The following is a 12768-nucleotide window of genomic DNA, read 5'->3' on the forward strand; positions in this document are numbered from 1 at the left end:
ATTGAAGATCGAGGTTGAACGATGAGTACTGCTTCGGACGCCACCAAATCCGGCAAGCTGCGGCTGGGCGGCAGCAACCTCTGGCTGTTCCTGCTGCTGGCATCGATGATCCTGTTCGGCGTCAACACCGGCGTCGCCACCTGGCAGGGCAGCCGCCTGGCGGACGCTGGCTCCAAGGCGGCCGACCTGCAGGTGCTGTCACAGCAGCTGGCCAACCAGGGCCGTGACGCGGTTGGCGGCAACGCGCAGGCGTTCACCGCCTTCAAGGCGACCCGCAACGCGATCGAACAGAACGTATCGACCCTGCAGGGGCGCTACGGCAAGGAGCCGGGTGTGTCCGGTGCCATTGCCACGCTGGGCGAGACCTGGGCGCCGCTGGGCAAGCAGGCCGGGCAGCTGGTTGCCAGCGAGCCGGCAGTGCTGGCCCTGGCCGGCAACGCCAACAACTTCACCGGCGCGGTGCCGGGCCTGCAGGCCCAGTTGAACGAGCTGGTGCGTGCGATGTCCGCCTCCGGCGCACCGTCGGCGCAGGTGTACAGCGCGCTGCAGCAGGTGGTGGTGGCCGGCTCGATGGCCCGCCGCGTGACCGAAATGCGGGCCGGTGGCAGCGCCGCGGCCACCGCCGGTGACGCGCTGGCCCGCGACATCACCGTGTTCTCGCAGGTGCTCGACGGCCTGCGCAACGGCAACGACGAACTGGGCATCACCGCCGTACGCGGTGCCGCCGCCATCGCCGCGCTGGAACAATCGCAGCAGAAGTGGGAAGCGATGAAGCAGGACGCCGACGCGATCCTGGCCAGCTCGCGCCAGCTGTTCGCCGCGCAGTCGGCCGCCACCGCGCTGGGCCAGGGCTCGGCGCACATGCTGGATGACAGCCGCAAGCTGTTCGAAGCGTTCTCCTCGTTCGGCTCGGTGTCCGATACCCGCCTGTTCCCGAATTTCTGGATCGGCGTGGTGTCCGGCGCGCTGTCGCTGATCGCGATCATCGGCTTCGTTTCCACCAACGTGCGCAGCCGCTCGCGCGAGCAGGAACTGCGCTACCAGACCCAGGTGGAGTTCAACAGCCGCAACCAGCAGGCGATCATGCGGCTGCTGGATGAAATCTCCTCGCTCGGCGAGGGTGACCTGACGGTGAAGGCCTCGGTGACCGAGGACATGACCGGCGCCATCGCCGACGCAATCAATTACGCGGTCGACGAGCTGCGCCACCTGGTGACCACCATCAACGACACATCGGCCAAGGTCGCGCTGTCCACCCAGGAAACCCAGGCGACCGCCATGCAGCTTGCAGAGGCGGCGGGCCACCAGGCCAACCAGATCACCTCGGCGTCGGACCGCATCGGCGAAATCGCGGCGAGCATCGAGCAGGTGTCGCGCAACTCGGCCGAATCGGCCGACGTGGCACAGCGCTCGGTGGTGATCGCCGCCGAGGGTGCCGGCGTGGTGCGCGAGACCATCCAGGGCATGGACCAGATCCGCGACCAGATCCAGGAAACCTCCAAGCGCATCAAGCGCCTGGGTGAGTCGTCGCAGGAAATCGGCTCGATCGTGGAACTGATCAACGACATTTCCGAGCAGACCAACATCCTGGCGTTGAACGCCGCCGTGCAGGCCGCCTCGGCGGGCGAGGCCGGTCGCGGTTTCGCGGTCGTGGCCGACGAAGTGCAGCGCCTGGCAGAACGTACCTCGGGTGCGACCCGACGCATCGAAAACCTGGTGCAGGCGATCCAGGCCGACACCAATGAAGCGGTCACCTCGATGGAGCAGACCACCGCTGAAGTGGTGTCCGGTGCGCGCCTGGCGGAGGATGCGGGCACCGCGCTGACCGAGATCGAGCGCGTGTCCAATGCACTGAACACCCTCATCAAGAACATCTCCATCGCCGCCCAGCAGCAGTCTGCGGCGGCCTCGGACATCACCCGCACCATGGGCGTGATCCGGCAGATCACCGGCCAGACCTCGCAGGGTGCCGGGCAGACCGCCGAATCGATCGGCCACCTGGCGCAGCTGGCGGCCGACCTGCGTCGTTCGGTCGCCGACTTCAAGCTGCCGGCGTGACGCGGGCAGGGCGGCGAGCAAGGAACCCCTCGATGAAGCATTTCCATTTCCCACGCCAGAATTCGCGCGGCCCCCGCGCGGTGGCGACCGGAGCGCGTCCATGAGCAGTCTGCGCGATGCGATGAGCCACGCGGCGCTGGGCTGGGTCAAGCCCGAGCTGGACGAGACCCTGCGCCAGGTGCGCAACGAGGTCGAGTACTACGCGGAAGACCCCAGCGATGCCAGCCGCATGCGCATCTGCGCCGGCTTCCTGCACCAGGTGCAGGGCACCCTGCGCATGGTCGAGCTGTACGCCCCGGCGATGGTGGCCGAAGAGCTTGAACAGCTGGCCAATGCCATTGGTGCGGGCCGCACCGCCGATCGTGATGAGGCCTGCGCAACGCTGATGCGCGGCAGCGTGCTGCTGCCCGATTACCTGGAACGCCTGCAGAACGGCCACCGCGATATTCCGATCGTGCTGATGCCGCTGCTCAACGAGATCCGCGCCGCGCGTGGCGAGGACGGCGTGCATGACAGCGTGCTGCTGGCGTTTGCACCGGACAGCATCACCGCCACCGAGGCCGAGCTGGACCATGCCCGTGGCAGCCTGAGTGGACGCAACCGCGAACTGCTGGATACCGTCGGCAGCGCGGTGAAGGAAGAACTGCTGCGCATCAAGGATGCGCTGGACCTGCACCTGCGTACCGGCGGTGCACCGGAGCAGCTGCAGACCCAGGCCAACGAACTGGGCGCGGTGGCCGATACCCTGGGCATGATGGGCCTGGGCGTGGCCCGTGGCGTGGTCGTGCAGCAGCGCGACGCGCTGCGCGGCGTGGTCGAGGGCCGCCAGCAGATCGACGAGAACCTGCTGCTGGATATTGCCGGCGCGCTGCTCTACGTGGATGCCTCGCTGGACGACCAGGTGGCCCATCTGGGCGCCGGCGGCAGTGGCGAGGACGACCCGAGCGCGGTCGAGAACCGGCGCACGGTCGAAGTGCTGGCGCATGAAGCGATCGCCAACTTCGCGGCGGCGCGTGAGCATTTCGTCGCCTTCATCGAAACCAGCTGGAACCATGCCGAGCTGCAGGACGTGCCGCGCCTGCTGGGCGATGTGGCCGGCGCACTGCGCATGCTCGACCTGGGCACGGCTGCCGACTACCTGCGCGGTGTGCAGCAGTACATCGAAGCCGAGCTGATTGGCCGCCAGCGCGTGCCCAGCGGTCGTCAGCTGGACACCCTGGCCGACGCCATGGCCAGCCTGGAGTACTACCTGGAAGCCCTGCGCGACCGCCGTCCGGGTCGCGAGGACATCCTCGACATCACCCGCAGCAGCCTCGAAGCGCTGCGCTACTGGCCGCTGCCGGACCGCAACGCGGTCGAGCCGACACCGTTCGCTGCACAGCCAGTTGAACGGGAGCCGGTAGCGCTGCAGATCGAGGCGCTGCAGCCGGAGCGCATCGAGATTCCGGTGCAGCCGGCCGCGCCTGCGGCAGGCACCGTGCCGGTGCCGCTGCCGGACTTCACTTTCGAACCACCACCGGTCGCACCCGCGCCGGAGGTTGTCGACAACCGCCTGATGTTCGGTGCGCTGGGTTCTGCCGCGATCGACGCCGCTGCCGCGCCGCTGTCGCTGCAGGACGACGCGGAGGCACCGCTGGTCTTTGCCGCTTCCAGTGCGCCCGCACCCGAAGTGCCGCAATGGGATCTTGCGCCGTTCCATCCGGATGCCGACCCGCTCGCATCTGCCGATGATGAGCGCAGCCCGACCTTTGCCAGCTTCGATCCGGTCAGCTTCGAACAGGACGATGCAGGGCAGGGCGCTGCAGCACAGTGGACGCTTTCGGAGGCCGTGCCGCCGGCCCTGGTGGAGACGGTCGCTGTCGACGCCGACGACGGCGCAGACATGACGCCAGGTATCGACCCCGATGCGTTCGCAGCACCCGTGTTCGATCCAGTGGCCGCCGAGCACGACGCCGTCGTGGCCGACGACGACGTGGTGTTCCGCTTCGACACCGATGCGTTGGACAACGCCGACGATGTGCTGTCGCTGCATGCGATGGAGACGTTGTCGCTGGACGACGATGCCGGGCTGCAGCCGTCGCTGGAGATCGTCGATGCCAGCCCGGCAACGCTGTCGGACGAGGTTCCGGTGGTCACCGGGCTGGACGTCGCGCCTGCGGATGCACCCGCGGTCTCGGTGATCGACATCGACACCATCGCACCAATCGATTTCAGCGAAGCCGACGCGCAGTTCTTCGCCGAGCTGAGTGCGGCCGCCGCGGACTTCAATCCGCAGGCCGTGGCTGCCCCGACCGTTGCTGAAGCGTCCGTTGCGGCGGATGCCGAGGCCGGTTTCGAAGCCGGCTTCGACGATGACGCCGAGAACATCGACGAGGACATCCGCGAGGTGTTCCTGGAAGAGTTCGACGACGAACTGGCCAATCTCGGCACCTTGCTGCCGGCATGGCGCGTGCAGCCGGACAACATGGACCGGCTGCGACCGATCCGCCGCATCTTCCACACCCTCAAGGGCAGTGGCCGCCTGGTTGGTGCACGCACCCTGGGCGAGTTCGCGTGGAAGATCGAGGGCATGCTCAACCGCGTGCTCGATGGCAGCCGCCCGGCCTCGCCGGCGGTGCTGGCCATGGTCGACAACGCGCATGCCGCGCTGCCGCAGCTGAACGCCGCGCTGCGCCACGGCCAGCGCATCAGCGTGGACCTGCAGGCCATGCAGGCCATCGCCGATCGTGTTGGCGCCGGTGAGGAGACCTACTACGTGCCGCTGCCGGTTGCAGCCGCACCGGTGGCACCCGTGCTCGAGACCGAGGCCGAAGGCGAGGACGAGATCAGCCGCATTCTCGAAGCCGAAGCGATTGCATCGGCACACGCCGACGCTGAGGCGGCACCCGAGGCCGTGGGCACGCCCGCCAACATCGACAGCGTGCTGCGCGAGATCCTCGAAGCCGAAGTGGAAGTGCACCAGGCGACCCTGCAGGGCTGGCTGCGCTCGGCGCAGCAGGCACCGCAGCCGGTCAGCGATGCGCTGCTGCGCGCGGTGCACACCATGAACGGCGCCTTCGCGATGACCGAAGTGCCGGAAATCACCGCCGTGACCGGCGGAGCCGAGTCCTACATCAAGCGTGCACTGGCCGCCGATGTGGTGCCGAGTGACGAAGGCGTGGCCGCGCTGGATGCGACCGCGCAGGCGATCACCGCGACCATGGAGGCCTTGCAGGCCGAGCAGCCGCGGATCGCACCGCAGGAAGCACTGGTGCAGCGCCTGCAGGCGCTGGCCGGTGAGCTGCCGGAAGCGCGTTGGCCGATGGTCGGGCTGGAAGACGAAGACGACGATCTGGCGCTGGAGGCCGAAACGGCGTCTGACGCCGCGGCCGATATGCCGGATGCCGCGGTGCCGGATGCCTCCGCAGCCGAGACTGCCGAGACTGCCGAGCCCGTGCTGGAACCGCTGGCCGCCGAAGTGCAGGCAGCGGAGAGCGTGGACGTGATCGGCACCGGCCTGGAGGCCGCTGAGCTGACTGGCAGCGATGATCTGTCGCGCTACTTCGATGCCGGATGGCCGGCGGTGCCGGGCGAGGGCGAAGCGGCCAGTGTGGATATCGGGTCGTTTGAATCGATCCAGCTGGTCGAGAGTGCGCCACTTGCAGCGGCGGCCGAAGCCGGTGCAGCACCGACGCCGGTCACCGAAGCCGATCTGACCGCTGCAGACGATCTGTCGCCGTACCTCGACGCCAGCGCACTGCCGGTCGATGACCGCGACACCGATGAACTGCCTGCGGCCGCAGAAGTTGTCGCAATCGACCTGAATACGCGATTGCCCGCCGACAGACTGGATAGCGAGCCCAGCGTCATCGACGAAGCTGCTGCACTGCCACTCGACAGCGGGCTGTCGAGCCTGCAGGATGAAATGGCTGTGCCGGGTTTTGCAGAACCGGTCACACTGGCAGCCGCGCTCGAGGCCGGCCTGCACGTGATCGACGAAGAGCAGACCCTGGACGACGACGGGCAGTGGCCCGTGCTCGGCCTCCAGGCCAGCGAACTCGCGCCGGGCGAGGCGGACGCCTTTGCCGAGGATGCGGACGTCGGCGGGGAGGCGGCGGTCGGTGAAGGAGAGAGCGCCGACCAGCCGTCCCCGGCGACGGTGGATGAGCACCCCCCGGTGGATGCCGCCGCACCGGTGCGCTTCTTCGAACTCGAAGATGCACCGGGCCAGGCGCCTGCGCCTGCCGCCGCCGAGCCGGTCGAGATCGACGGCGCGCCCAGTGCACTGGTCCATGATGAAACGGTTGCCGGGGAAGAAGGCACAGACAGCGCCGATGCACTCGACTTCAGCGTGTATGATCGCGAGCTGGTCGACATCTTCGTCGAGGAAGGCAAGGACCTGCTGGATCATTGCGACGGCCTGATCAGCGAACTGCGCGATGCGCCGCAGGACCGCGAGGTGCTGGCCGGCCTGCAGCGCGACCTGCATACCCTGAAGGGTGGCGCACGCATGGCCGGCATCAATGCCATCGGCGACCTTGGCCACAGCATCGAGTCGCTGCTGGAAGCGGTGGCTGCCGGTCGCACCGAGATCGAGCGCCGTGATGTGCAGCTGCTGGAGCGTGGCTTCGATCGCCTGCACCAGCTGCTCACCCGTACCGGTGCCCATCGCGTGGTCGAGCCGGCGCAGGACCTGGTCGAGGCTTTCGACGTCCGCACCACCACCGATATCGCCGCGGCGGCGGCCGTCCACGCAGTCAACGTGGGCGAGAGCGTATCCACGCCGGCCGACAGCCCGTCGACCGCCGTGGTCGATGTCCCATTGTCGGCACCGCTGCCGATCGAAGGCGGGGTCGACGAGGATCCGCTGGTCCGTCCGCAGCAGGAACAGGTGCGCGTGCGCGCCGACCTGCTCGACCGCCTGGTCAACCACGCAGGTGAAGTGGCGATCTACCGTTCGCGGCTTGAACAGCAGCTCGGCGCCTTCCGTGGCGCCATGGGCGAACTGGAGCGCACCAATGCGCGACTGCGCGATCAGCTGCGCCGCCTCGACCTGGAAACCGAGGCGCAGATCGTCGCCCGCTACCAGCGTGAGCAGGACCAGGCCGACCAGAAGTTCGATCCGCTGGAACTGGACCGCTTCTCCACCCTGCAGCAGCTCAGCCGTGCGCTGAACGAATCGGCGGCCGACCTTGGCGGCCTGCAAGGGGTGCTCGACGACCTGTCGCGCCAGTACGACTCGCTGCTGCAACAGCAGTCGCGCGTCAGTTCGGAACTGCAGGATGGCCTGATGCGCGCGCGCATGGTGCCGTTCGATGGCCTGGTGCCTCGCCTCCGTCGCGTGGTCCGCCAGTCGGGAATGGACACCGGCAAGCAGGTTCACCTGACCCTGGAAGGCACCCACGGCGAACTGGACCGCAACGTCCTTGATCGCATGGTCGCGCCGCTGGAACACATGCTGCGCAACTCCGTGGCCCATGGCCTGGAAGCACCGGAACAGCGCCGCGCCGCCGGCAAGCCGGAGGAAGGCGAGATCGCCATCCGCCTGCACCGTGAAGGTTCGGAAATCGTGCTGGAAGTGGCCGATGACGGCGCCGGCCTGGACCGCGAAGCGATCCGCCGCCGCGCCATCGACCGTGGCCTATTGGCCGCCGACGCGCAGCCAAACGAGCAGGAACTGGACAACCTGATCTTCGCTTCCGGCTTCACCACCGCCGACCAGGTCAGCCAGCTGGCGGGCCGCGGCGTGGGCATGGATGTTGTGCGCAACGAAGTGCGCCAGCTTGGTGGCTCGGTCGACATCCAGTCGGTACGCGGCCAGGGCGTGCGATTCACCCTGCGCCTGCCACAGACGCTGGCCGTCACCCAGGCGGTGTTCGTGCAGATCGGCGAAACCACCTTTGCGGTGCCGGTCGCCTCGGTCAGTGGTATCGGCCGCCTGTCGCGCGAGCGCTTTGAAGCGGCCGACAGCAGCTACCGCTACAGCGGCGAAGACTACCCGCTGTACGACCTCGGCACCCTGGTCGGCCAGGCCCCGGCGCGTGCCGATGGCCAGGACCAGGTACCGCTGCTGCTGGTCCGCGCCGGCGACCTGCGTGCCGCCGTGGCGATCGACCAGGTGCTGGGCAACCGTGAAATCGTGGTCAAGCCGGTCGGCCTGCAGATTGCTTCGGTACCAGGCATCTACGGCGCCACCATCACCGGCGATGGCCGCGTGGTGGTGATCCTCGACGTTGCACCGCTGGTGCGTCGTTTCCTGGCCAACCCGACGCTGCCGGTGCTGGCCAACGCACCGCGCCAGGAGCGCCAGGTGCCGCTGGTGATGGTGGTCGACGACTCGCTGACCATGCGCAAGGTCACCGGCCGCATCCTCGAACGCCACAACTTCGAGGTCAGCGTTGCCCGCGACGGCGTGGAAGCGCTGGAGCGGCTGGAAGAGCGCGTGCCCGACCTGATGCTGCTGGACATCGAGATGCCGCGCATGGATGGCTACGAGCTCGCCACCGCCATGCGTGCCGACCCGCGCTACAGGGAAGTGCCGATCGTGATGATCACCTCGCGCAGTGGCGACAAGCACCGCCAGCGCGCCTTCGAGATCGGTGTCCAGCGTTACCTGGGCAAGCCTTACCAGGAACTGGACCTGATGCGTAACGTGTACGACCTGCTGGGGATCGCCCGTGTCCGTGAGTGAAGTCCATCCGGCCCCGGCCGTCGCCCTGCTGGCCCGCCCGGGTGCGGCGCGTGAGCGCCTGCGCGAGGCACTGTCGCACGCCGATGTGCAGCTGGTGCTGGAAGACGACCCGAACGGCCTGGAGCCGCAGCAGTTGCAGGACGCCCGTCCGCAGATCGTGGTGATCGCCCTGGAGGCGGCCATCGAAGATGCGCTGGAGCGCCTTGAGCCCGTGCTGTCCGCGCCGGGCCTGACCCTGGTGTTCGACGAGGCCGAACTGGCGGCGCGCCGGGATGGCTGGGACGCGCAGCGCTGGGGCCGGCATCTGGCGGCCAAGCTGCATGGTCACCAGCAGGTGCTGCCGCCCGGCGCCGAGGAAGAACCCAGCCTGCAGCTGGAGCCGGGGCATCCGTCCCCGGCCCCGGCGCCGCAGGAGGAAGCCCTGCAACCGCATCTGGACCAGGCACTGAGCTGGGCCGACGGAGTGCCGGCGGACACCCTGTACTCGCCGCCGACGCACCTGCACGAACCGGTTGCACTGGAACAGGCATTGGCTGCGTTGCAGCCGGTGCTGCCCGAACCGCTGGAGGCACCGGCCCTGCCATCGCCTCCGGCGGCCGCACCGCCGGTGTCCTTCGACCATACCGCGTGGTCGCTGGTAGATGACGTGGCGGATGCACCTGCCGCCGCTGCCCACGGCGCTGCGCTGGAAGCGCCGTTGCCTTCGTTCGATACCGATCACCTGAGCCTGGTCGACCTGGATGCCGCAGCACCGGCCGGCGCGCGCGCCGGTTCGCTGCTGGTGCTGGCGGGTATCGGCGGGCCGGATGCCCTGCGCCGCCTGCTCGGTGCGCTGCCGCCTGCGCTGAGCGTGCCGGTGCTGGTGCACATGCGCCTGGATGGCGGTCGCTACGGCAACCTGGTCAAGCAGATGGCACGCGTGTCGCCGTTGCCGGTGCAGCTGGCCGAAGCCGGCCAGCGCGCCGTACCCGGTGAGGTGCATGTGCTGGCTGACGATATCGGTGTGCAGGCAGCCAGCGACGGCCTGCATTTCCTCAGCGATGCCGCCGGTATCTCGATTGCAGCGTTGCCGGCCGAATACACCGCGCTGGTGCTGCTCAGCGGCGCCGACCTGGCCCACGTCGGGCCGGCGCTGGATCTCGCCGCTGCCGGGGCCTGGGTGGCCGGGCAGGTGGGCGAGGGCTGCTATGACCCGGCGGCGGCCACCGCTGTCGTTGCCGCCGGCATGGTTGCCGGAGAACCGCAGGAACTGGCGCAGGCCATCGCCGCGCGCTGGGGCGAGCAGGATGACAACGGAGAGGCACCATGAGCTACGCCAGCAATGATGAGATCCGCGGCGTCCTGATCCAGGCTGGCAGTGAACGCGTGCTGCTGCCCAACGCCACGGTGGCGGAAATGATGTCGCGCGTGCCGGTGCAGCCGATCGCCGATGCACCGCGCTGGCTGGTCGGCGAGATCGGTTGGCATGGCTGGCAGGTGCCACTGGTATCGTTTGCGCGGCTTTCCGGGCTGGGCGAGGAAGCCGTGGGCGGCCACAACAAGGTGGTGGTGCTGAAGGCGCTGTCCGGCAACGCGCAGCGTCCCTATTACGCGCTGCTGACGCAGAACTTCCCGCAGCTGATCTCGGTGCCGCGTGACGGCCTGCTGGCCGATGCCTCCGAGGAAACCCTGCCGCAGATCGTGCACATGCGCGTGCTGCTGGGGGAGCAGAGCGCGCTGCTGCCGAACCTGGATGCGCTGGAAGCCGCGTTGGATTCGCTGGCTGCCTGAGGTAGTGCCGGCCACTGGCCGGCAACCGCATGATCCCGTGGGTGCCGGCCAGCGGCCGGCACTACCAGGCATCGAGTCTTACCCCAGGTCCCCCAGCCGTGCCTGCAGCGCCGCGATCGCGGCCAGGCCGGCGGTTTCCGTGCGCAGGATGCGCGGGCCCAGTTGCAAACCCTGGAACCCGGCCGCCGCCAACTGGTCGCGGTCGCGCGGTGACCAACCGCCTTCCGGACCGATGGCGATCACGATGCCGCCGGTGGGCGCGCCATCCAGCGTCGACAGCCGATGCGCGCCCTGCGGGTCCAGTGTCAGCCGCAACGTATCGGCAGGCAGCGTCGCCGCAGCCTGTGCCAGTGACAGGGGCGAACCGACCTGCGGAATGCGCGCACGCCCGGACTGGCCGCAGGCCGAAGTCACCACATTGTTCCAGTGCGCCACGCGCTTCTCGGCGCGGGCGGCATCGAGTTTCACTTCGGTGCGCTCGGCGTTGACCGGAATGATCGCCGCCACGCCCAGTTCGGTGGCCTTCTGCAGGATAAGGTCCATCTTCTCGCCGCGGGCGATGCCCTGCAGCAGGGTGATGGCCAACGGTGATTCGTTGTCCACTCTCTCCACTGCGTCGATGCGGACCTGAACCTCGCGCTTGCCGGCCACGGTGAGGGTGGCGCTGTAGTCATGGCCGTCGCCGTTGAACAGCACGCAGGCATCGCCTTCGCGCAGGCGCATCACCCGCACCAGGTGGTTGGCGGTCTCTTCCGGCAGGGTCAGGGTCTGGCCGCTGTACAGCGCCAGATCGATGGGGCAGCGGGTCACGCGCATGCAATCGCCTCGTCAATCGCTGCCAGCGTGGTATGTGCCAGCAGCTCCAGTTGTTCGTCGTCCACGCAGTAGGGTGGCATCCAGTACAGCACGTCGCCCAGCGGGCGCAGCACCACGCCACGCTTCAATGCAGCCTTGTAGGCGTGCAGCCCCAGCCGCAGGCCCGGGTCGAACGGCGTGCGCTTGTCGCCGTCACGCGACAGCTCGAACGCCACCACCATGCCGGCCTGGCGCACGTCGGCCACGTGCGGGTGGTCGGCAAACGGTGCCGCCAGCGTGCCCATCACCGAAGCGATCCCGCGGTTGCGGGCGATCACATCGTCGTCGCGGAAGATGTCCAGCGTTGCCAGGGCGGCCGCACAGGCCAGCGGATTGCCGGTGTAGCTGTGCGAATGCAGGAACGCGCGCTCGCGCGAGTCATCGAGGAAGGCGTCGTACAGGGCCTGTGTCGCCAGCACCGCGGCCAGCGGCAGGAAGCCGCCGGTCAGGCCCTTGGACAGGCACATCAGGTCCGGCATCACCCCGGCCTGTTCGCAGGCGAACAGGGTGCCGGTGCGGCCGAAGCCGGTGGCGATCTCGTCGGCGATCATGAACGCACCGTGTGCATCGCACAGTTCGCGCACGCGCTGCAGGTAGATCGGGTCGTACATGCGCATGCCGCCCGCACACTGCAGGCGGGGCTCCAGGATCACCGCGCAGATCTCGCCCGGGTGCTGGTCGAACAGCGTGGCCAGCCCATCGGCGGCGTGGCGCGCACGGTCGGCCGGGCTCTGGCCCGGCTCGGCCAGATAGGCATCGGGCGAGGGTGCGAACAGGCCTTCGGCCAGCAGCGGCGCATAGACACGGCGGTACAGCGGAATGTCCCCCAGCGCCAGGGCGCCCAGGGTCTCGCCGTGATAGCCGTTTTCCAGTGAGATGAAGCGGGTGCGGCGGGACTCACCGCGGTTCTGGAAATACTGGAACGCCATCTTCAGCGCCACTTCCACGCCGGCCGAACCGTTGTCGGCGTAGAACACCTTGGACAACGGCTCACGGCCGGCCTGGCGCGGTGCCAGCGCCAGCAGGCGTTCGGCCAGGATGATCGCCGGTTCATGGCCGAAGCCCGCCAGCATCACCTGCTCCAGTTGCATGGCCTGCGCCGCAATGGCGCCGCCAATGCGTGGCTCGGCGTGGCCGAACAGGTTGGTCCACCAGCTGCTGACCGCGTCCAGGTAGCGATTGCCGTCGTGGTCGATCAGCCATGCACCTTCGCCGCGGGCGATCGGCACCAGCGGCAGGGTGTGCGGATGCTCGCGCATCTGCGTGCAGGGGTGCCACAGCACCTGCAGGTCGCGCTGCCGCCATTGGCGGGCCAGCGGGGAGGGGGTTGGGTCTGCTAGCATTTCGGGCTCATGAACATGTTGCTGCCTGCACATTCTATCGGCCCCGGCGCAAACGCCGGCCGCCGCGGAGAT

The 12768-nt window shown here is 68.6% G+C and carries 6 protein-coding genes; 4 read left to right on the top strand and 2 right to left on the bottom strand.

The features are described from left to right. Positions 1-21 precede the first annotated feature (21 nt). The 4 genes from SSKA14_RS07525 to SSKA14_RS07540 all read left to right on the top strand — a co-directional run bounded on the left by SSKA14_RS07525 (position 22) and on the right by SSKA14_RS07540 (position 10498). Positions 22-2058: a methyl-accepting chemotaxis protein gene (locus tag SSKA14_RS07525; RefSeq protein ID WP_008266837.1), complete on the top strand. Its 2037-nt coding sequence runs from the start codon at positions 22-24 to the stop codon at positions 2056-2058. 100 nt (positions 2059-2158) lie between these two features. Next, a complete protein-coding gene (locus SSKA14_RS07530) occupies positions 2159-8728 on the top strand; it encodes an Hpt domain-containing protein (RefSeq protein ID WP_008266188.1) in 6570 nt (2189 codons plus the stop codon). Next, positions 8715-10037: a chemotaxis protein CheB gene (locus SSKA14_RS07535; protein ID WP_040007260.1), complete on the top strand. Its 1323-nt coding sequence runs from the start codon at positions 8715-8717 to the stop codon at positions 10035-10037. Before SSKA14_RS07530 ends, SSKA14_RS07535 begins: the two co-directional genes overlap by 14 nt. Next, a complete protein-coding gene (locus tag SSKA14_RS07540; RefSeq protein WP_006464650.1) occupies positions 10034-10498 on the top strand; it encodes a chemotaxis protein CheW in 465 nt (154 codons plus the stop codon). The genes SSKA14_RS07535 and SSKA14_RS07540 overlap by 4 nt, the downstream gene beginning before the upstream one ends. A gap of 78 nt (positions 10499-10576) precedes the next feature. On the opposite strand, the gene SSKA14_RS07545 is transcribed toward SSKA14_RS07540, so the two are convergent. Both SSKA14_RS07545 and bioA read right to left on the bottom strand, forming a co-directional pair. Next, positions 10577-11314: a 16S rRNA (uracil(1498)-N(3))-methyltransferase gene (locus tag SSKA14_RS07545; protein ID WP_008265180.1), complete on the bottom strand. Its 738-nt coding sequence runs from the start codon at positions 11312-11314 to the stop codon at positions 10577-10579. After that, the gene (bioA, locus tag SSKA14_RS07550; protein ID WP_008266339.1) at positions 11305-12696 is read right to left on the bottom strand and encodes an adenosylmethionine--8-amino-7-oxononanoate transaminase; all 1392 of its coding nucleotides are present in this window, start codon (positions 12694-12696) and stop codon (positions 11305-11307) included. Before bioA ends, SSKA14_RS07545 begins: the two co-directional genes overlap by 10 nt. Between the last annotated feature and the right edge of the window lie 72 nt (positions 12697-12768).

Origin of the sequence: Stenotrophomonas sp. SKA14, from assembly GCF_000158575.1 — a bacterium.
GTDB lineage: Bacteria > Pseudomonadota > Gammaproteobacteria > Xanthomonadales > Xanthomonadaceae > Stenotrophomonas > Stenotrophomonas forensis.

What these genes read in the sequence shown, in the direction of transcription:
- SSKA14_RS07525 (WP_008266837.1), top strand. Translation starts at nt 22, where the DNA reads ATGAGTACTGCTTCGGACGCCACCAAATCCGGCAAGCTGCGGCTGGGC.
- SSKA14_RS07530 (WP_008266188.1), top strand. Translation starts at nt 2,159, where the DNA reads ATGAGCAGTCTGCGCGATGCGATGAGCCACGCGGCGCTGGGCTGGGTC.
- SSKA14_RS07540 (WP_006464650.1), top strand. Translation starts at nt 10,034, where the DNA reads ATGAGCTACGCCAGCAATGATGAGATCCGCGGCGTCCTGATCCAGGCT.
- SSKA14_RS07545 (WP_008265180.1), bottom strand. Translation starts at nt 11,314, where the DNA reads ATGCGCGTGACCCGCTGCCCCATCGATCTGGCGCTGTACAGCGGCCAG.
- bioA (WP_008266339.1), bottom strand. Translation starts at nt 12,696, where the DNA reads ATGCTAGCAGACCCAACCCCCTCCCCGCTGGCCCGCCAATGGCGGCAG.